This window comes from Corynebacterium sp. HMSC068H04 (genome assembly GCF_001811255.1).
Lineage (GTDB): Bacteria > Actinomycetota > Actinomycetes > Mycobacteriales > Mycobacteriaceae > Corynebacterium > Corynebacterium hesseae.
The window spans coordinates 70,525-89,216 of record NZ_KV804013.1 but is presented as its reverse complement, the minus strand read 5'-3'; the positions used below and the strand labels follow the sequence as shown (position 1 = coordinate 89,216).

Below are 18,692 nucleotides of genomic sequence, written 5' to 3'. Positions count from 1 at the left end.
ACCAACTCAATGTCTACTCTGGAAATTAAGAATCTCCACGCGCAGGTGCTCCCCAACGAGGAGGACGGCGAGCCGAAGGAGATCCTCAAGGGCGTCAACCTGACCATCAACTCCGGTGAGACCCATGCCGTCATGGGGCCCAATGGCTCCGGCAAGTCCACCCTGTCCTACGTCATTGCCGGTCACCCCAAGTACGAGGTTACTGAGGGCGAGGTGCTCCTCGACGGCGAAAACATCCTCGAGATGGAAGTTGATGAGCGCGCCCGCGCTGGCCTCTTCCTCGCCATGCAGTACCCGACCGAGGTGCCGGGCGTGAAGATGTCGCAGTTCATGCGCTCTGCCGTGACCGCTATTCGTGGCGAGGCCCCGAAGCTGCGCGAGTGGAACAAGGAGCTCACGGAAGCTCGTGAGAAGCTCTCCATCGACAAGTCCTTCGCCCACCGTTCCGTGAACGAAGGTTTTTCCGGCGGTGAGAAGAAGCGCCACGAGGTCATGCAGCTGGACATCCTCAAGCCGAAGTTCGCAGTCATGGATGAGACCGACTCCGGCCTGGACGTCGACGCCCTCCGCGTGGTTTCCGAGGGGATTAACCGCTACCAGGAAGAAACCAAGGGCGGCATCCTCCTCATCACGCACTACAAGCGCATCCTCAACTACGTCGTCCCAGACTTTGTCCACGTCTTCGCAGACGGACACGTCATCAAGACCGGTGGCGCCGAGCTGGCTGATCAGCTTGAGGCGGACGGCTACGAGCAGTTCCTCAAGTAGAACTCATCAGGCTGCACACACCACGTACGCAATCGATAAAGAACCGAGCACAAGGACCTATGTCTGAACTAGACGTTAATGCGATCAGGGAGCAATTCCCCATCCTCTCGCGCACCGTGCGCGACGGTAAGCCACTGGTGTACCTGGATTCGGGTGCGACCTCGCAACGTCCCCTCCCGGTGTGGAAAGCTGAGGAGGAGTTCGTACTCGGCACCAATGCGCCGGTGCACCGCGGCTCCTACCAGTTGGCGGAGGAAGCCGATGACGCGTATGAGTCCGCCCGCCAGGCCATTGCCGCTTTCGTTGGCGCGGACCGCGATGAGATTTCCTTCACCAAGAACGCCACTGAGGCGTTGAATGAAGTCGCCTACGTGCTTAGCGATGAGCGCGCGGGTCAGCTTTATGTCGGCGAGGGCGATACCGTCGTCGTCACCGAATTGGAGCACCATGCGAACTTGGTGCCATGGCAGGAGCTGTGCCAGCGCACTGGCGCGACGCTGAAGTGGTACTCCATGACTGAGGACGGCCGCATTGATCTTGATTCGCTCGAGCTCGATGACTCCGTCAAGGTCGTGGCTTTTACCCACCAGTCCAACGTGACGGGAGCCGTGGCCCCCGTCGAGGAACTGGTGCGCCGTGCCCGCGCTGTAGGCGCGATGGTGGTTCTGGACGCATGCCAGTCCGTTCCGCACATGACGGTGGACTTCCACGCTCTCGACGTGGACTTCGCTGCGTTCTCTGGGCACAAGATGTGCGGCCCAACCGGCGTCGGTGTGCTCTACGGCAAGGCGGAGCTGCTGGCACAGCTGCCGCCCTTCCTTACTGGCGGTTCCATGATCGAGGTGGTCAAGATGGAGGGCTCGACCTTTGCCGAGCCGCCGACTCGCTTCGAGGCCGGAACTCAGATGACCAGCCAGGTCGTTGGTCTGGGGGCCGCGGTAAAGTTTTTGAGCGAAGTGGGCATGGAGGCCATTCACGCCCACGAGCAGAAGCTCACCGCATTGGCTTTGGACAAGCTTTCCGAGATTCCTGGTCTACGCATCATCGGCCCCGAAAACACCGAGGATCGCGGGGGAGCGGTCTCCTTCATCGTGGAGGGCATCCACCCGCATGATTTGGGCCAGGTGCTTGATGCTCATGGAGTGTCCATCCGAACTGGTCACCACTGCGCGTGGCCACTGCACCGCGCGTGCAAGGCTAATTCGACCGCACGCGCTAGCTTTTACCTGTACAACACTGAGGACGAGGTCGACGCCCTCGTAGAGGCGGTGCGGGCTGCCCGTGCTTTCTTTGGAGTGAGCGAATGAACCTAGATTCCATGTACCAGGATGTGATCCTGGACCACTATAAGAACCCGAAATTCTCCGGCCTGCGCGATGGCCAGGCTGAGGTTCACCACGTTAACCCCTCGTGCGGCGATGAGATCACGCTGCGCGTGAAGCTGTCGGCCGACGGCAAAACTGTGGAGGACGTGTCCTACGACGCTGAAGGCTGCTCCATCTCGCAGGCTTCGACCTCCGTCATGGCGGAAGAAATCGTAGGCATCCCGTTGGAGGAGGCCAACGCCAAGCTCGAGGAGTTTGACCGCATGGTGACTTCCCGCGGCGAAATTGAGGGAGACGACGAGATCATTGGGGATGGCGTCGCTTTTGCCGGCGTGGCCAAGTTCCCTGCCCGTGTTAAGTGCGCGCTGCTGGGGTGGAAGGCCTTCCAGGCTGCCACCGCGCAGGCGCTGACTGAATTGGAGAAGTAGATGGCGGATACCACTAACGATAGTCAGCCGACCGACCCGTATCAGGACGAGAACGCCTCCTTCGCCGGCGGCGGAGTAAAGCCTGAACAGACCGAAGAGCAGATTGCCAAGGCATTCGACATCACCGAATACCTCCGGGACGTCATCGATCCGGAGCTGGGCATCAACGTTGTTGACTTGGGCCTGGTCTACGACCTCTGGCTCGAGGACATTGACGGCAAGAACACCTGCGTCATCAACATGACGCTGACGTCCCCGGCGTGCCCGCTGACTGACGTCATTGGTGAGCAGATCGACGACGTCGTCGTGGGCAACAAGCTTGCCGACGCCGTCCAGCTCAACTGGGTGTGGATGCCGCCGTGGGGCCCGAACATGATCACTGAAGAGGGCCGCGAGATGCTCCAGGCCCTCGGCTTCGCGGTCTAATCGTTTCGCTGCCCCACAGTGGGCAAGGACGCCGGATCCAGCGCCGAGGAGATGATATCGACGGCTTCTTCTTGGGTTGTAGCGGACTGAAGGCGAACGCGGAAGTCCTCCTTCATGATTGCCCGTGCCAGCTTGGAAAGCAGTTTGAGGTGTTGCTTGCCGGCGTCGTCTGGCACGGCAATGAGGAACACCATCGTTGTGGGCTCCTCACCCTGTGCCCACGTGATTGCTTCGGAAAGACGTGCAAAAGCCAAGGTAGGAACCTTCACGCCAGCTGAACGGGCGTGCGGGATCGCCACGCCATGGCCCACGCCGGTAGAGTGCTTCGTCTCGCGCTCAAGAGCCGCTGTGAGCACCGCAGAAGGATCAGCAAGGCGAGGAGAAACTAGCCGCACTAGTGCTTCGATGGTTTCGTCGCGAGTACTGCCCAGACTGTGGTCGAGGCTCACCGTTTCGATAGACAGCAGTGGTTGTCCCAGATGCGAGCTTTCCGCCGCGTTTGCTGAAGCTTTGTCCGCAGCGCCCTGGTCGCTCTTGCTCTCATTCTTCTCTGTCGTTTTCTTATGCTGAGTAAGTGCGATTAATAGGAGCATGACTGATGCACAGACGACAACGCCAATAAGCAATGCCACGAAGAAGCCCGCGACGTTGTCGACAGCACCGAGCACTGCGACGATGGGGCCGCCGTGCATGACATGGTCTTTAACTCCGAATGCGCCTGCTAGACCACCGGCAACCGCACCGCCGATGACGTTCGCCGGAATGACCTGCAGAGGGCGTGCAGCGGCAAGGGGAATTGCGCCTTCCGTAATGCCGAATAGCCCCATGAAAAGCGCGGCGATACCGGCGTCTTTTTCGGCCTTATTAAACCAGGCACGGCGGGCAAGGGTGGCAGCGCCCACCGCCAATGGCGGTACAGCGATAGCGGTAGCGGCCATTCCCATAGGGGCTGCATTACCAGCGGCAATCATGCCTCCACCAAAGAGGAACGCTGTCTTGTTGAAGGGGCCGCCCATGTCAAACGCGATCATCGCTCCGATAACGAGGCCAAGCACAACGACAGAGGAGCCTTGCATTCCTGCGAGGTACTCGGTCATGGCTTCAAATGCACCAGCTATCGGTGAGCCGACCAGGTAAATGAAGATAAGACCCACAATGAGGGTGGTGAAAATCGGGATAACGATGATCGGCCAAATCGGGGCGATGTATTTGTTCACCGGAATCTTCTTGATCCCTAGCGCCACATAGCCGGACAGGATGCCGGTGACGATACCTCCTAAGAACCCGGCACCGGCTTCAGATCCGTAGAGTGATCCAGTCGTAGCGATGAGGCCAGTAATCAGACCAGGCGCCAACCCAGGACGGTCCGCAATGCCCACTGCGATATAGCCGGAAAGAATCGGCACCATGAGTGAAAAGGCCAAACCACCCAGCTCGTTCAGCGTATTCCAGAAGGAATCCTCGGGAATTGCAAGGCCTTCGGGCGTCGGGGTTCCTCCAATTGACAGTGCTACTGCGATGAGGAGACCGCCGGTCACCACGAACGGGATCATGTGGGATACGCCGTTCATCAGCGCTTTATAGAGGGTCTGTCCCACGGCGCGCGCGCCATGGGCACTGCCGGAGCTGTCCTCGCGCTGAGATCCCTTCGGCTCTTCGGCAGAAAGCTTTTCTTCCCATTTCGACGCGGACAGCGAACGGCGGAGGAGCTCCTTTGGGTGCTTAATAGCTTCATCGACGCCCGTTGCTGCCAAGCGCTTGCCGCGGAAACGATCCTTGGCAATCACAGTGTCGGCGCCAATTACGATGGCATCGGCTTCTTCGATGTCCTGAGCACTGAAGGTGCCTTCGACACCGATTGAGCCGTGTGTCTCAACTTTGATCCGGTAACCAAGTTCCGCGGCAGCGGCCTCGAGGTTTTCAGCCGCCATGTAGGTATGCGCAATACCAGTTGGGCAGGCGGTAATCGCGAGGATTAATGGCGGTTTCGATGTGGCTGATGTAATCATGAAGTCAATGTAGGCACATCTTTCATCTTGTATAGGTCAAGCGCGCCGAATCCGGGCCACGAATTCCCAGATGACTTATCCTCCGTACCGTTAGCTGTACGTCGATCAGCGCCCTGCCGCTGGTTCGGGTTTAACTGCCCTGGTTGCTAGACTGTTTCGACGTGATTGTGACCAATGATTTCGAGGTGCGCGTGGGCGCACGCACGCTTCTCGACGCCCCCGGCCAGCACCTCCGTGTACAGCCGGGTGACCGCATCGGGCTGGTCGGCCGCAACGGCGCGGGAAAGACCACGACGATGCGCATCTTGGCGGGGGAGACCGAGCCTTATGGCGGTTCGGTAACGCGCTCTGGCCCCATTGGTTACCTGCCGCAGGATTCTCGCGAGGGCAACATCGAACAGACCGCGCGTGAGCGCGTGCTCTCTGCGCGCGGCTTGGATGAGATCAAGCAGCGCATGGCCAAGCAGCAGGAGCTCATGGAGACGGCCACGGACGACAAGTTCCGCGATAAGGCCATCCGCAAGTTCTCCCGCTTGGAAGAGGAATATCATTCCCTCGGCGGCTACGAGGCGGATTCCGAGTGCGCGCAGATCTGTGACAACCTTGGCCTCCCGCAGCGCGTCCTAGATCAGCAGCTCAAGACGCTCTCCGGTGGCCAGCGCCGCCGCGTGGAGTTAGCGCAGATTCTTTTCGCGGCGTCAGCTGGCTCCGGTAAGTCCCAGACCACGCTGCTTCTCGACGAGCCCACGAACCACCTCGACGCAGATTCCATCACCTGGCTGCGTGGCTTCCTGTCCAAGCATGAGGGCGGGCTCATCATGATCTCGCACGACGTGGACCTGTTGGAGGCCGTCTGCAACAAGGTCTGGTTCCTCGACGCCGTGCGCGCCGAGGCGGATGTCTACAACATGGGCTTTAAAAAGTACCTTGATGCCCGCGCGACCGATGAGGCCCGCCGCCGCCGTGAGCGCGCCAACGCAGAGAAGAAGGCGGCCGCCCTGCACAAGCAGGCCGCAAAGCTCGGTGCTAAGGCCACGAAGGCCGCGGCAGCAAAGCAGATGCTGCACCGCGCTGAGCGCATGATGAACGAGCTCGATGACGTGCGTGTGGCTGACAAGGTTGCCCACATCAAGTTCCCGGAGCCGGCTCCCTGCGGTAAGACCCCGATGAACGCGAAGGGCCTGACCAAGATGTATGGCTCGCTCGAGGTCTTCGCGGGCGTGGACTTGGCCATTGACAAGGGCTCGCGCGTCGTCGTACTGGGCTATAACGGTGCCGGAAAGACGACCCTGCTGAAACTGCTGGCGGGCGTGGAGCGCACCGACGGTGAGGGCGGTATCGTCTCCGGCCATGGTTTGCGCATCGGCTACTTTGCCCAGGAACACGACAACATTGACCCAGACAAGACCGTGTGGGAAAACACCATCGAGGCTTGCCCCGATGCAGGCCAGCAGGATTTGCGCGGTCTACTCGGCGCCTTTATGTTCTCCGGGGATAAGCTGGAACAGCCCGCCGGCACGCTCTCCGGCGGTGAAAAGACGCGTCTTTCCTTGGCCACGCTCGTGTCCTCGCGCGCAAATGTGCTGCTTCTCGACGAGCCCACGAACAACCTCGACCCCCAGTCCCGCGAGCAGGTTCTCGATGCGCTCGGTACTTATACCGGTGCCGTAGTTCTGGTAACCCACGACCCAGGCGCGGTAAAGGCCCTCAACCCAGAGCGTGTCATCATCATGCCTGACGGCGACGAGGATCTGTGGAACGACGAATACATGGAGATCGTTGAGTTGGCCTAGGGGCTAGTTCCTAGCCCCAGAAGCAGCAACGGCAACGCTCTATGTTCTTCTGATCGCCGTGGTACTTCGGGGCCTTCCATAAAACCTATAGTGCGCTAGAATCGGGGGCACACTCACGCACCGCTCAAGACTCTTTTCTTGGGTCCTTCCGGCTTCCCACGCACAGGGTCTAGTAGCGCTACGACCCCAGCCGTGCTGCAGCAGGAGAGGACTGAAGCCATGAGCCGCACCGATACCCTCGATTCTGTCATTGAACCACTGCTTACCGGTTTGGTGAGCAAGCGGCCTCAAGTCCGTGTGGACTGGGCCTTTGCCGAGCTTAAGGAAGGTATTGAGTCAAGTCAGTGGGATGACCACATCGACCAAATTCGGGATCGCCTCACCGGCTATCTACGCACGGACAAGGTGTGGACCAAGGTGATGGCCGCGCGTTTACTCACTGTCCTCGCTGAGTCTGGCCACTTTCACTACGAGGACTATCTCACCTTCCGCGCATGGTATGTCACTGAAGAAGACACGCGTGGCATAGTCAAGGACATCGGACACGTCATGGCGGTCGGCTACGGCGCGGACTATGTAGAAACCTGCGTGCGCATGGGGATGATTCCTGCCGTGGAGGGTGCGGCAATTATTTCTTGCCGCCTGCGCGTCCCAGGGGGAGTGTGGCACGACGATGAGGCAGAACGCTTGGCGCGTGCTGCGTGCACGACGATTGCTAAGAGCACCTCGCCGCACATTCTAGAAATATGGACTGAGCGCCTGAGCAATACAGTCCTCAACGAGGGAGTGCGCAATGGCAATCGCGCGGTAGTGGAAAACTTCGCCCGCTTTCTCACTGCCACAGCACACATGGTGCGTAGCGAACCCAAGAAATGGGGAATCGACGTCGACCGCGCGCAATTAGCGCTACCGTTAATAGCGGAACTCGAAGACAAACTGCGCAACGCCGGCGCATAAGTAATCTCTTTCCACCAGTGAAAGCGCCATTTAGTGTTGGCGCGCAGCACTAAAGAAGCGCACCCTATCAACCTCCATCGGCTGGGGCCGCTGCCAGGGATAGCGATCCGGGGTGGCCATAACAGGCGAGCTCAGCTGCAGGAGGGTGTCCGTGCCTGCGGGGCCGCCTACTGTCAGCTGGCCATCGCGTATTTCAATCGCTGAAGCGAAACTGCGGTCAACGCTCTTGTGCTGCACAACGGCAGTCGGTATCTCAGCGAAGACAGTTCTTCCGCGCCGCAGAACGGTAACATCGTCGCAGATATAACTGGGGCGAATGCGCTCAGCGGCAATCAACCCCCACACGAAAATGATGGCCCACAGTGACAGCAGTAGCGCCACAACCCGCACCACACCTGCGGGGAGAATCAGGTGGACGACCACCATTTCAACCACCAGCACCGCGGTGACAAACCCAAGCATTTGCAGCCTGCCCGGAGGGTGGGGAAGTGGCTGAGCACCGGCAGGCAGCAAAGTCTCGCCGCGTATCCAACGCCACAAATCGCGGTAGAGGCTAAGTTCATACTTTGCCAATCGGAATCCAGGATGTTTTCCCAGGAATCCCCATATGCTATCCATGTGGCGCTCCCGCCAGTGCCGCGAGCGCTCTGCCCTGTGCACCAGTTGTCGGTGCATCGGTGGCGCTCAGCGGGACCTTACCTGGGCGCAACGTAGGATAGATTCCCCGCAAGAGGCCGCGTTCGCCTAAATGCTGCAGCTTGGCGACGATTACCGTGACCTCGCGATCATTCGGGGACAATGCACCCAGTTTTCGCCACAGCGATTCAACCTCGCGGAGAACTCTCAAACATTCGGCGTCTTCAAGGTTCTCGCGCAGTTGTTGCCAGGTTCCTTCCGTCGCGACACCACACAGCGCCATCAGATCCCAAGAATCAAGCTCGAGCTGCAGCATTGCGGGATCATGGATCGCCCCTTTGAGGGATTCGCGGATGTCTCGTGGAGTCCCGTTGGGTGCTTGGGCAAGGGCGCGTAAGCGTTCACGTTGGTTCTTGAGCCGAGCGATGCGCTCGTCGAGCACGTCAAATGAACGATCGATAGCATCCGGCAGATTTACGTCGGCGACGGGGACTCCGGCGTCGATCAGCGCACGCGCGCGCAGCACCGAAGCCAAGTCAGAAACAGAATAGTCGCGGTAGTTCCCGCTGGTGCGGGCGGGTTCAGGGACCGCACCCGTCTCGTGTAAATGTCGTACAGAACGAACTGAGCATCCAGCGACCGCGGCGACGTCCGATATCTTCATAGGCCAAAGCTAAACCCTCACATAGTGTGAGGGTCAAGTGCTTGGTGAAAACTAATCCGAGTTGCTGAGGCCTTAGTTTCGGAAACCGTGCACCGGCGCCGGGATGAAGCCACCGCGGTTGATGAAGGTGGAGTTGCCCACCTGGTTGACCGGGATGACCGGAGCGTAGCCTAGAAGGCCGCCGAAGTTGACCTCGTCGCCAGCCTTGGTGCCTGGGGCAGGAATGACGCGCACGGCGGTCGTCTTATGGTTCATCACGCCAATGGCGGCTTCGTCCGCGATCATGCCGGCGATGGTCTCAGCAGAGGTATCGCCCGGAATGGCGATCATGTCCAAGCCCACCGAGCAAATCGAGGTCATGGCCTCCAGCTTGTCGATGGAGATGGCACCGGTGCGCACAGCATCGATCATGCCCTTGTCTTCCGAAACCGGGATGAAGGAACCAGACAGACCGCCCACGCGGGAGCAGGCCATCATGCCGCCCTTCTTGACGGCGTCGTTAAGCAGTGCGAGGGCTGCCGTCGTTCCGTGCGTGCCCACCTGATCTAGGCCCATGTGCTCCAGGATGTGCGCGACGGAATCTCCCAGCTCCGCTGTGGGGGCCAGCGAAAGGTCGATGATGCCAAAGGGAACACCGAGGCGCTCCGAGGCCATCGAACCAACGAGCTGTCCGGCACGCGTGACCTTGAAGGCAGCCTTCTTGACCTCCTCGGCGACTTCATTAAGGGTGGCGCCCTCCAGGGATCCGAGAGCACGGTCGACAACACCCGGCCCAGACACACCGACGGAGACAACGCAGTCCGGTTCCTCGATACCGTGGAAGGCACCGGCCATGAAGGGGTTATCGCCCACGGAGTTGGAGAAGATCACGAGCTTGGCACAGCCGATGGCGCTGCGGTCCTTCGTAAGCTCGGCAGCTTCCTTGATGATGCGCCCCATCTGCGCTGCTGCGTTCATGTTGATGCCGGCGCGCGAGGATGCGATATTCACCGAGGAACACACCAGGTTGGTCTCAGCCAGCGCCTCCGGGATAGAGCGGATGAGTGTCTTCTCCGCAGTGGTGGCACCCTTTTCAACCAATGCGGAGTAGCCGCCGACGAAGTTAACACCTGTCGTCTCAGCGGCGCGATCCAGTGCACGGGCGACGTCGACGGGGTTTCCTTCGACGCCAGCCACGATAAGTGAGATCGGAGTGACGGAAATACGCTTGTTGACGATCGGGATGCCGAGCTCGGCCTCGATCCCTTCGCAGACCTCCACGAGCTGAGCCGCCCGGGTGGTTACGCGATCATAAACGGCCTCTGCGGTAGCTTCCATGGTGGAGCGCGTGCAGCCGAGCAGCGAGATCCCCATGGTAACGGTGCGGATATCGAGGCGGTATTTCTCGATCATCTCGATGGTGTCGAGAATACTGACGGTATTGAAGCGATTAAGCATGACTGATTCTCGCTCCTAAATCTCATTCATGGCGGTGAACAGTGCTTCCGACTGCACGCGAATGGATTGTTTGATGGACTCACCGACGGTATTCATCCGCTCCTGAATCTGCTGGATGCTGACCTCATTCTCATCGAATTCGACGCGCAGGATCATCGTGAAGTACCCAGACATGAGGGTCTGAGAGACGTCAACGATGTTGATCTTGAGCTCAGCGAGGGCGGTGGAAACGGCAGAGATAATTCCGGTGTTATCAACACCGGTAACAGTCATGATGGCGATCATAATTTGATTGTAGCCCGTGGGTTTTTCACGCTGCCCTGGGGTCATGCAGGATAGCGAGCCGGCGCGTACGGTGGCGCACATGACTGATACGACAACAACTACGCGCAAGAAGGTTCTATACATCGGCGGCCACGGCAAGGTTGGGCTTTTGGCGGCGCCCAAGCTTGTCGACGCCAACCTCACCGTCCATTCCCTCATCCGCAACCCGGACCAGGTCTCTGATATTGAGGCCCTCGGTGCCGCCGCGGTGGTTCGCGATCTCACCGAGCTTTCTGTTGAGGACTGGGCAGAGCTTTTGGCTGACTATGACGTCGTCGTGTGGGGCGCCGGAAATGGTGGCCGTGCTGGTGCGGAGGTGACGTGGGCGGTCGACCGTGATGCGGCGCTGGCATCTATTGCGGGTCTGGAAAAGCTTTCTGCCGAGGGCAAGAACACTCCCGCCTACATCATGATTTCCTACATGGGTGCCACGGAGAACACGACCGATCCTGCGGATGAGAAGTGGTACGCCTACGTGGAGTCGAAGAAGGAGGTGGACAACAAGCTCAACTCCACCGACCTCAATTACCTCATCCTTGGCCCGGCAGCCCTGACGGAGGAGCCTTCGCGCGGCATCACCGTGCTAGATAAGGACGCAGAGCGCACCGGTAAGCTGACAACCTCCCGAGAGCTTGTCGCTGAGGTGGTCACCGAGGTCGCCGGCCGCGAAAGCTTCCCGACTTCGCCGCTAGAGTTCATCGATGGCGATGGCAGCGTGAAGGATATCTAAAATCGAGCGGATGCCGCCGCGTCAAGCGCGGCGATGACTTGCTCTCTGCTCAATTGGTGGTGGAGGCTCGCATAGCGAAGTGGCTTGGTGGATAGGTGGGCCGCGATATACCAGCCTGTGGGGTGCTCAAACGTCGCCTGGCTTTGGAAACGCACCACGGCCACCCCCTGTTCGCGAAAGGCGCGGGGAGAAGCGTGGGACTCAAACTCATCGCTGATGATTTCTTGAACTGTGCCATCTGGAAGGAAAATGCGTACCTTCGCCTTGTAGTAGTACTCGGTGGGATCTGCGTGCGGCACGTGTCGACCTGTTTGCCAGATCTCACTGAGCAGCGCGGGGTAGTACTCGATCCACCCATTTTCCGACGCCGTCCGTAGACGGCGAGCACCCCACGTAGAGCTCCGAATTGCTCGAATGTTTCGACCGGCCGCCACGACGAGGAAGAGGACGAAGACTGCAACGGCCAAGCCCTGCCATCCGGAACTAATAGACATATCTTCGCCGATAAAGGCTGATAGTGCGATAGCTAGGCCCACTACCGCCGTGATGAGGTTGTTCCGTAGGCTTCGCCATTCAGGTGTGGCGCCGCCTGGGAGTGGCCCAGTCGCGGCGATCGCGCGAACAATACTAGATGTGCTTGATCTCAAGTTCGGGGCGGACACAGAACGCCGAGTGCGGGGAATGAGCCTCTCGGAGTAGTGGTGTTCCGGGAAGTCGAATGGTGCTAAAGCGTGGTCAGACATTCTTATCACTAGCTTCTTACCCAGTTCCGCTCTGCAAAAGACAGTGCTGCTTCAATGTTCTTTTGGCGCAGACCATTGTGCAGTTCTGGCTGCGGGTTGTCTGCATCTGCCCGATATCCCACCACGCCCCATCCGTTATTGTGGTTGAAGTCCACGGTGGCAACGAGGGGACCGTCGGCAAGCAGCCGCCCCCGCAGCTTCAGCCAGTTCGGGTTTGGAGCAATGAATTCCTCGGTCATGCTTTTCGTCAATGATCCGTCTGGCTGCAGGATGAGAACCGGGGCGGTGTAGTAAAAGTCGGTACTGTCGTCGTAATCAACGCGGCGCCTATAGGTCAGCTCGCCGATCAACGCGGGGCGGTATTCAATCCAGCCATTCTCCCACGCGGTGCGAAGCCTTGTTGTGGAACCCAAGCGCCCCCGCAAAATCAAGATTCCAACGAAGACGAACACGAGGGCTGCAGCTCCAGTGATAAAGCTGGCTATCGGAATACTCCCAATCGTTCCGCCGGCTCCGGGAAACAGGACCGATATAAAGATCGTGTGAGCCACCGAGAAGAGTAGCGCTGAGCCGCCAATGAAGATGAAAAAGGAGCCAACGATGACCATGCCGAGATTGGATTGGCCGATCGGAGACCCGACGCTATTAATAGCCTCGCGGATGCCGCTGCGATCCGTGTTTGGGTTGGGTTGCTGATCGTGATCCTTCAAATCCTTAGGCGCGAGGGATCCTGCACTTGAGGAAGGAAGCTTCAGCGGAGTGCGGGGCAGCTGCAAGGGAGCGTGAGTCATGGATCACAGTTTAATGTTCGTGGTCACCATTTTCTCGGTGACCATCGGCGGCTGGGGACTAGCCCCCGACGAAAACCCGGTCTTAATCGGGGAGAGCTAGCGTACCCATCGTTGTTCAGCGAATTGGAGAACGGCATCCACTTGGCGGTTGGTGAGACCGTTGGATAGTTCCGCCTCTGAGCTCATCCCATCGGCGCGGTAAGCCGCGACCGTCCATCCATTATTGTTCGCGGTATCGACGGTTGCTATACGAGCCCCTTCGGCAAGAGCAGCGCCCCGTGACCTTAGCCTATTCGGATTGTCAGCGCGGAACTCAGCGGACATTGCGCTCGCTAGTGTGCCGTCTGGCTGAAGGATCAAAAGAGGCGCCGAATAATAGAAATAAGTCCGCTTACGGTCGTCGGTCCCTTCGGTTTCGCTTCGCAGGTACACAAGCTCGCCAATAAGAGCAGGACGGTATTCTATCCAGCCGTTGCGCCACGCGGTGCGCAGACGCTGTGCATTTCGGGTTTCCTTGAGAATACTCCGCAAACCTACGACGAAAACAGTAAGACTGACGAGGCAAATAATGACTGGGATAAGCGAAAATATTCCTAGATCTGAGAAGCTGCTTTGCGGAGGACCAAAGCTACCAGTGAAGAAAGGAATCGACATGCTGCACATAAACAGCCCGACTAGACCTATAAAAGCCCAGGCTGCGACAACACCAAACGAGAGGCGTCCCGGCTGAGGCCCAGCCTCCTCGATGACCTCGCGAAGACCTGAATTGTCCATCCGCGGGTTCGGCTGAGCATCGTGGGTGCGCTGTTCCTTTGGAGCAAGCCGCGGCGTAGCGCTCAGACTTATTCCGCACTGCGTGCGCGAAAGTCGTAGGGGAGTATGGTCCATGCGCCACAGTGTAGCGCCAACCACACATCGCCACCGAGTACTGACGCCTAGTGATCGGCGTGGGAGCCGCGAATCGATTGCTCGACCAAATCCAAAACCTGCTCGAGATTCTTCGTGTCCCCGAGCGCTAGGCGGTTGATAAATCCGTCCATAAAGGTTTCAAGATATGTCACGAGGGTGTCGATGGAGACGTCGTCTCGCATGCGCCCCTTCTCGGCGTTGGATTCCAAGCGGGCACGGACCGCCTCATCAAGAATCTGTTGCTCCTCATGCCAGCGCGCGGCGAAAGACGGATCGGTACGCAGCATCGAGGTCACAGCAAGCCGGGTGGCAAGCCAGTCATGGCGCTCCGGATGGCGCAGCATCTCACTCATGACTTCGACGAGACCGTTGTTCGCAACAACTTCGGCCTCACGGGCGGCGTCTTCCCGGGCCAAGGCAAGAAAGAGGGACTCCTTATCACCGAAGTGGTGGAAGATTGCCCCACGCGACTTACCTGTGGCTTCTTCGAGACGCCGCACCGTCGCGCCGTCATAGCCGTGCTCAGCGAAGCATTTACGTGCGCCAACCAGAATGTCGTGGCGGCGGCGGTTCAGTTCAGAGTCGCTCATAATCGGCATGGCTGAAAACTAGCTCCTTTAAGCACGGCGGCGGGTAAACGGGAGGAGGAAGTAGAGGGGAGGGACAGAAGCAGAAAGGCCAGCCAGCACTCCATGTTGCTAGCTGGCCTTGGTGCCTAACTATGTAGGTCGCCCCAGAGTCGGGGTGCCTACATAATGGGCAAGGCTGCTTTAGGCCTTGACCATCTGGCGCAGAACGAACTGCAGAATGCCGCCGTGGCGGTAGTAGTCGGCCTCACCAGGTGTGTCGATGCGAACCTTGGCATCGAACTCAACGGTCTCGCCGGACTCCTTGGTGGCGGTCACGTGGACCGTCTTCGGAATGCCGCCCTCGTTGAGGGCTGCGATGCCGTCGATATCGAAGGTCTCGGTGCCATCCAAGCCCAGGGACTCGTGGGACTCGCCCTCCGGGAACTGCAGCGGGATGACGCCCATGCCAATGAGGTTCGAGCGGTGAATACGCTCGAAGGACTCAGTGATGACAGCCTTCACGCCAAGCAGGTTGGTGCCCTTAGCAGCCCAGTCACGGGAGGAACCGGTGCCGTACTCCTTACCAGCAAGGACAACCAGCGGAATGTCGGCTGCCTTGTAGTTCTCGCAGGCATCGAAGATGAAGGCTTGCGGTGCGCCCTCCTGGGTGAAGTCACGGGTGTAGCCACCGGCGACGTCGACCAGCTGGTTCTGGAGGCGGATGTTGGCGAAGGTACCGCGCATCATGACCTCGTGGTTACCGCGACGGGAACCGAGGGAGTTGTAGTCCTGGCGCTCCACACCGTTGGCATCCAGGTACTGAGCGGCCGGGGTACCCGGCTTAATGGAGGAAGCCGGGGAGATGTGGTCGGTGGTCACGGAGTCACCGAGCTTAGCAAGGACGCGAGCGCCCTTGATGTCCTGAACGGGCTCCGGCTCAGTCGGCATGCCGTCGAAGTACGGTGCCTTGCGGATGTAGGTGGAATCCTCGTTCCACTTGAAGGTCTCGCCCTCCGGAACGTCCAGGTTGCGCCATGCGTCGTCACCCTTGAACACGTCGGCGTAGTCAGCCTCGTAGAGCTCGCGGGAGATGGCCTGCTGGATGGTGTCCTCGATCTCCTTCGGGGAAGGCCAGATGTCCTTGAGGAAGACATCGTTGCCGTCCTGATCCTGACCCAGCGCCTGAGTCTCGAAATCGAAGTCCATGGTGCCAGCAATAGCGTATGCAATGACCATGATGGGGGAGGCCAAGTAGTTCATCTTGACGTCCGGGGAAATGCGGCCCTCAAAGTTACGGTTGCCGGACAGCACCGCGGTAGCAGCCAGATCATGCTCGTTGATGGCGTTGGAGATTTCCTCCGGCAGAGGGCCGGAGTTACCGATACAGGTGGTGCAGCCGAAGCCGGAGAGGTAGAAGCCAAGCGCCTCCAGATCCTTCCAGAGGTCTGCGCGCTGGAAGTAGCCGTCAACAACCTGGGAACCCGGGGCACAAATGGTCTTGACCCACGGCTTGGACTTCAGGCCCTTTTCAGCAGCCTTACGTGCGATGAGGCCAGCGCCAACCATGACGGACGGGTTAGAGGTGTTGGTGCAGGAGGTAATGGAAGCGATAGCAACCATGCCGTGGTCCAGGGTGTACTCACCACCGTTCGGGGAGGTGACGGTAACCGGGTTGGACTGGCGGCCGGAGCCGCCCTTGGCTGCGGACTCGCCTTCGCCTGCGCGAGACTTGTTCAGGCCACCGGTAACGTCGACGAGAGCATTCTCGTCGCCGCCCTCGGAGGTCATGCGCTTTGCCTCGATGGTGGACTCGTCTGCAACAACCTCGCCGGAAGCGTAGGTCGGCAGATCCTTGCGGAACTGCTCCTTTGCCTCGGAGAGGAGAATGCGGTCCTGCGGGCGCTTCGGGCCGGCGATGGACGGCTTAACAGTGGACAGATCCAGCTCGAGGTACTCGGAGTACTGTGCCTCCGGAGCGTCCTGCTCGAGCCACATGCCCTGAGCCTTGGCATAAGCCTCGACGCGATCGATTTGCTCCTGCGGACGGCCGGTGAGCTCGAGGTACTTGATGGTCTCCTCGTCGATCGGGAAGATCGCAGCGGTGGAACCGAACTCGGGGGACATGTTACCGATGGTGGCGCGGTTGGCCAGCGGCACGGACTTGACACCGTTGCCGTAGAACTCAACGAACTTCTGAACCACACCGTGCTGGCGCAGCATCTCGGTGATGGTCAGCACCACGTCGGTAGCGGTCACACCGGTCGGAATCTCGCCGGTGAGCTTGAAGCCCACGACGCGCGGGATCAGCATGGACACCGGCTGGCCCAGCATTGCAGCCTCGGCCTCGATGCCGCCAACGCCCCAGCCCAGGATGCCCAGGCCGTTTTCCATGGTGGTGTGGGAGTCGGTACCAATACAGGTATCCGGGTAGGCAACACCATCGTTGTCGAAGACCACGCGGGAGAGGTACTCAATGTTTACCTGGTGGACAATTCCGGTTCCCGGAGGAACAACGCGGAAGTTGGAGAAGTTCTCGGCACCCCAGCGCAGGAACTGGTAGCGCTCCTGGTTGCGCTCGTACTCGATCTCGACGTTCTTTTCCAAAGCCTCGGTGGAGCCGAAAGCCTCTACGATGACGGAGTGGTCAATAACCATCTCGGCCGGGTTGAGCGGGTTCACCTGGTCCGGCTTGCCGCCGAGGGTGGCGATAGCCTCACGCATGGTTGCCAAGTCGACCACGCAGGGGACGCCGGTGAAGTCCTGCATCAGAACGCGGGCCGGGGTGAACTGGATCTCGGTATCCGGCTCAGCGGACGGATCCCAGTTGGCCAAAGCGTTAATGTGATCCTTGGTTACGTTCTTCCCGTCCTCGTAGCGCAGCTGGTTCTCAGCCAGGACCTTGAGGGAGTAAGGAAGCTTCTCCAGGCCCTCGACTGCATTGATGTCAAAGTAGTCATAGGACTTACCGTTGACCTCAAGAGTCTTCTTGGCGCCGAAGGAGTTCAGGCTTTCAGTCATAAGGAGCTCCATTCCTTGCTTTTCGCTTGTGGGTTATCGAACACTGGTCGAAGGTTCATCGAATTTGCCGATATGCCCTAGCAACCACATGGAGCCAGGTGTATCGGCGATCTCAGAACGCGAATGTTCCGTATCTATTGTAGATGCAAGAACCCTCGGTCGACACCAGCATAACAGTACGGGCGTTCTGTTTCCTACATTTCGGGGGTAGCGGCGAGTCACCGGCCTCGCCCACGCTCCGAGGTTTAGGCTCGATCGGGAATCCGGGGGACAAACCTCCGAATCGTGTTTGGACAGAAGATTGTGCCACCAAGCATTAACGGCCATAGAGATTAAGGAGTGGCGGATGATCCCGGCGGGCGTAGATGTAGACGACATTGCAGATCAGCTCTCGGCCGACGGTGTAGCGTTCTCCAACCCAGAGCTGGCGCAAGACGCCGACCTCCAGGTCCACATCGCAGACTCCCTCCAGCCCAACCATGGCATCGCAGTGGTAGATGTCTTCCCCGACAAAATTCCCGATCTGCGCGACCTGGCGACAACCCTTCAAGAACAAACGGGACTCGATACCGTGATTCTCCAAGCGCCAATGCGGGTGTCCGCAGTCAGTAATTCTTATGCTCGGGCATCCATTGAGGCAGCCGAGGATTCGCTGCCAACTGGACTCGATCAGGTAACTTTGCTGAATGATTTCTATGCAACTGCAGATCATTTTTCAACGCCATGGCTGGCAATCTTGACGTTGTTTTTCTTCGTAGCGGCAATTGCGGGCTGGGCGGGATTTCGAGCCGCTACACAGAAAGCTGACACGGCCAGAAACTAAGCGATCGAGGTCGCCGAGTGAATTCCGCTAAACATGCGCCACACCCACCACAGGGGTAGGGAAGTGGCGAATATCAACCACTAAGACTTGACTTTTGCAACGGGGGAGTGGTTGAGAGGGTGTAAGAGCCCTAGGAATATGGCCCACGCAGCGACCACATCGGATGCCGCACGGGCACCTTAAGTCGACGAATACTTCGGTTCTCTCCAGTCCCGAAATGGAGCGTTTCCTGCGCCCCAGAAGACAGGTTCCACTGGGAACAATCGAAGCTTCTGCGGCAGGCCCAGGGCCGCAATCCACAGCGATAGTCAGGGGGGAGAGGTTTGCACTCCGGGGAAGAGT

At 59.2% G+C, this 18,692-nt stretch carries 18 protein-coding genes; 8 read left to right on the top strand and 10 right to left on the bottom strand.

The features are described from left to right. Positions 1–9 precede the first annotated feature (9 nt). From sufC to HMPREF2792_RS08655, 4 genes are read left to right on the top strand one after another with little or no spacing between them, the layout of a single operon-like run. A complete protein-coding gene (sufC, locus tag HMPREF2792_RS08670) occupies positions 10–768 on the top strand; it encodes a Fe-S cluster assembly ATPase SufC (RefSeq protein ID WP_070524257.1) in 759 nt (252 codons plus the stop codon). A 59-nt stretch (positions 769–827) separates the two neighbouring features. Then, the gene (locus tag HMPREF2792_RS08665; protein WP_070532914.1) at positions 828–2,075 is read left to right on the top strand and encodes a cysteine desulfurase; all 1,248 of its coding nucleotides are present in this window, start codon (positions 828–830) and stop codon (positions 2,073–2,075) included. Next, positions 2,072–2,521, top strand: a complete 450-nt coding sequence (gene sufU, locus HMPREF2792_RS08660; protein WP_070524255.1) for a Fe-S cluster assembly sulfur transfer protein SufU — start codon at positions 2,072–2,074, stop codon at positions 2,519–2,521. The genes HMPREF2792_RS08665 and sufU overlap by 4 nt, the downstream gene beginning before the upstream one ends. Beyond that, on the top strand, positions 2,522–2,947 hold the full coding sequence (locus HMPREF2792_RS08655; RefSeq protein WP_070524254.1) for a metal-sulfur cluster assembly factor: 426 nt from the start codon (positions 2,522–2,524) through the stop codon (positions 2,945–2,947). It begins immediately after the preceding gene. Here HMPREF2792_RS08655 and HMPREF2792_RS08650 read toward each other — a convergent pair. Continuing rightward, positions 2,944–4,956: a fructose-specific PTS transporter subunit EIIC gene (locus tag HMPREF2792_RS08650; RefSeq protein WP_083306424.1), complete on the bottom strand. Its 2,013-nt coding sequence runs from the start codon at positions 4,954–4,956 to the stop codon at positions 2,944–2,946. The genes HMPREF2792_RS08655 and HMPREF2792_RS08650 overlap by 4 nt on opposite strands. A 161-nt stretch (positions 4,957–5,117) precedes the next feature. On the opposite strand from HMPREF2792_RS08650, the gene HMPREF2792_RS08645 reads away from it, so the two are divergent. Together HMPREF2792_RS08645 and HMPREF2792_RS08640 are read left to right on the top strand one after the other, a co-directional pair. Then, complete coding sequence (locus HMPREF2792_RS08645; protein ID WP_070532908.1) at positions 5,118–6,749, top strand: ABC-F family ATP-binding cassette domain-containing protein; 1,632 nt, start codon at positions 5,118–5,120, stop codon at positions 6,747–6,749. A gap of 219 nt (positions 6,750–6,968) precedes the next feature. Beyond that, positions 6,969–7,706 (top strand): DUF2785 domain-containing protein, encoded by a 738-nt coding sequence (locus HMPREF2792_RS08640; protein ID WP_070532905.1) that lies wholly within the window; start codon positions 6,969–6,971, stop codon positions 7,704–7,706. A 30-nt stretch (positions 7,707–7,736) separates the two neighbouring features. Here HMPREF2792_RS08640 and HMPREF2792_RS08635 read toward each other — a convergent pair whose 3' ends face one another. The 4 genes from HMPREF2792_RS08635 to HMPREF2792_RS08620 all read right to left on the bottom strand — a co-directional run bounded on the left by HMPREF2792_RS08635 (position 7,737) and on the right by HMPREF2792_RS08620 (position 10,728). Continuing rightward, positions 7,737–8,168 (bottom strand): hypothetical protein, encoded by a 432-nt coding sequence (locus tag HMPREF2792_RS08635; RefSeq protein WP_232748515.1) that lies wholly within the window; start codon positions 8,166–8,168, stop codon positions 7,737–7,739. 148 nt (positions 8,169–8,316) lie between these two features. Continuing rightward, complete coding sequence (locus tag HMPREF2792_RS12700) at positions 8,317–9,006, bottom strand: MerR family transcriptional regulator (RefSeq protein WP_083306423.1); 690 nt, start codon at positions 9,004–9,006, stop codon at positions 8,317–8,319. Positions 9,007–9,078: 72 nt separating this feature from the next. Next, entirely contained in the window at positions 9,079–10,443 is a 1,365-nt protein-coding gene (locus tag HMPREF2792_RS08625; RefSeq protein WP_070532899.1) for a PFL family protein, read from the bottom strand. Positions 10,444–10,458: 15 nt separating this feature from the next. Then, positions 10,459–10,728: an ACT domain-containing protein gene (locus tag HMPREF2792_RS08620; protein WP_070524521.1), complete on the bottom strand. Its 270-nt coding sequence runs from the start codon at positions 10,726–10,728 to the stop codon at positions 10,459–10,461. A gap of 79 nt (positions 10,729–10,807) precedes the next feature. On the opposite strand from HMPREF2792_RS08620, the gene HMPREF2792_RS08615 reads away from it, so the two are divergent. After that, complete coding sequence (locus HMPREF2792_RS08615) at positions 10,808–11,497, top strand: SDR family oxidoreductase (RefSeq protein WP_070532895.1); 690 nt, start codon at positions 10,808–10,810, stop codon at positions 11,495–11,497. On the opposite strand, the gene HMPREF2792_RS08610 is transcribed toward HMPREF2792_RS08615, so the two are convergent. The 5 genes from HMPREF2792_RS08610 to can form a co-directional block, all read right to left on the bottom strand. Further along, positions 11,494–11,991, bottom strand: coding sequence for a hypothetical protein (locus tag HMPREF2792_RS08610; protein ID WP_232748513.1), 498 nt, complete (start codon positions 11,989–11,991; stop codon positions 11,494–11,496). The genes HMPREF2792_RS08615 and HMPREF2792_RS08610 overlap by 4 nt on opposite strands. A 257-nt stretch (positions 11,992–12,248) precedes the next feature. Then, positions 12,249–13,031: a hypothetical protein gene (locus tag HMPREF2792_RS08605; protein WP_070532892.1), complete on the bottom strand. Its 783-nt coding sequence runs from the start codon at positions 13,029–13,031 to the stop codon at positions 12,249–12,251. A 96-nt stretch (positions 13,032–13,127) separates the two neighbouring features. Further along, positions 13,128–13,919 carry a hypothetical protein gene (locus tag HMPREF2792_RS08600; RefSeq protein ID WP_070532889.1) on the bottom strand — a complete coding sequence of 264 codons (792 nt, stop codon included), beginning with the start codon at positions 13,917–13,919 and terminating at the stop codon, positions 13,128–13,130. Between the two features lie 47 nt (positions 13,920–13,966). Next, positions 13,967–14,539 (bottom strand): TetR/AcrR family transcriptional regulator, encoded by a 573-nt coding sequence (locus HMPREF2792_RS08595; protein ID WP_070532884.1) that lies wholly within the window; start codon positions 14,537–14,539, stop codon positions 13,967–13,969. A 171-nt stretch (positions 14,540–14,710) separates the two neighbouring features. Beyond that, positions 14,711–17,527, bottom strand: coding sequence for an aconitate hydratase (gene can / locus HMPREF2792_RS08590; RefSeq protein ID WP_210386600.1), 2,817 nt, complete (start codon positions 17,525–17,527; stop codon positions 14,711–14,713). A 346-nt stretch (positions 17,528–17,873) separates the two neighbouring features. Here can and HMPREF2792_RS08585 point away from each other — a divergent pair, with 346 nt between their 5' ends. Continuing rightward, on the top strand, positions 17,874–18,350 hold the full coding sequence (locus HMPREF2792_RS08585; RefSeq protein WP_070520584.1) for an Rv1476 family membrane protein: 477 nt from the start codon (positions 17,874–17,876) through the stop codon (positions 18,348–18,350). Positions 18,351–18,692: the final 342 nt, after the last annotated feature.

Excerpts from the sequence above, each read along its gene's own strand:
- HMPREF2792_RS08655 (WP_070524254.1), top strand. The coding sequence starts at position 2,522 with ATGGCGGATACCACTAACGATAGTCAGCCGACCGACCCGTATCAGGAC.
- HMPREF2792_RS08600 (WP_070532889.1), bottom strand. The coding sequence starts at position 13,919 with ATGGACCATACTCCCCTACGACTTTCGCGCACGCAGTGCGGAATAAGT.
- HMPREF2792_RS08615 (WP_070532895.1), top strand. The coding sequence starts at position 10,808 with ATGACTGATACGACAACAACTACGCGCAAGAAGGTTCTATACATCGGC.
- HMPREF2792_RS08610 (WP_232748513.1), bottom strand. The coding sequence starts at position 11,991 with ATGTCTATTAGTTCCGGATGGCAGGGCTTGGCCGTTGCAGTCTTCGTC.
- HMPREF2792_RS08585 (WP_070520584.1), top strand. The coding sequence starts at position 17,874 with ATGATCCCGGCGGGCGTAGATGTAGACGACATTGCAGATCAGCTCTCG.
- HMPREF2792_RS08620 (WP_070524521.1), bottom strand. The coding sequence starts at position 10,728 with ATGATCGCCATCATGACTGTTACCGGTGTTGATAACACCGGAATTATC.
- HMPREF2792_RS08640 (WP_070532905.1), top strand. The coding sequence starts at position 6,969 with ATGAGCCGCACCGATACCCTCGATTCTGTCATTGAACCACTGCTTACC.
- HMPREF2792_RS08605 (WP_070532892.1), bottom strand. The coding sequence starts at position 13,031 with ATGACTCACGCTCCCTTGCAGCTGCCCCGCACTCCGCTGAAGCTTCCT.
- sufU (WP_070524255.1), top strand. The coding sequence starts at position 2,072 with ATGAACCTAGATTCCATGTACCAGGATGTGATCCTGGACCACTATAAG.
- HMPREF2792_RS12700 (WP_083306423.1), bottom strand. The coding sequence starts at position 9,006 with ATGAAGATATCGGACGTCGCCGCGGTCGCTGGATGCTCAGTTCGTTCT.
- sufC (WP_070524257.1), top strand. The coding sequence starts at position 10 with ATGTCTACTCTGGAAATTAAGAATCTCCACGCGCAGGTGCTCCCCAAC.
- can (WP_210386600.1), bottom strand. The coding sequence starts at position 17,527 with ATGACTGAAAGCCTGAACTCCTTCGGCGCCAAGAAGACTCTTGAGGTC.
- HMPREF2792_RS08635 (WP_232748515.1), bottom strand. The coding sequence starts at position 8,168 with ATGCTTGGGTTTGTCACCGCGGTGCTGGTGGTTGAAATGGTGGTCGTC.
- HMPREF2792_RS08650 (WP_083306424.1), bottom strand. The coding sequence starts at position 4,956 with ATGATTACATCAGCCACATCGAAACCGCCATTAATCCTCGCGATTACC.
- HMPREF2792_RS08625 (WP_070532899.1), bottom strand. The coding sequence starts at position 10,443 with ATGCTTAATCGCTTCAATACCGTCAGTATTCTCGACACCATCGAGATG.
- HMPREF2792_RS08665 (WP_070532914.1), top strand. The coding sequence starts at position 828 with ATGTCTGAACTAGACGTTAATGCGATCAGGGAGCAATTCCCCATCCTC.
- HMPREF2792_RS08595 (WP_070532884.1), bottom strand. The coding sequence starts at position 14,539 with ATGCCGATTATGAGCGACTCTGAACTGAACCGCCGCCGCCACGACATT.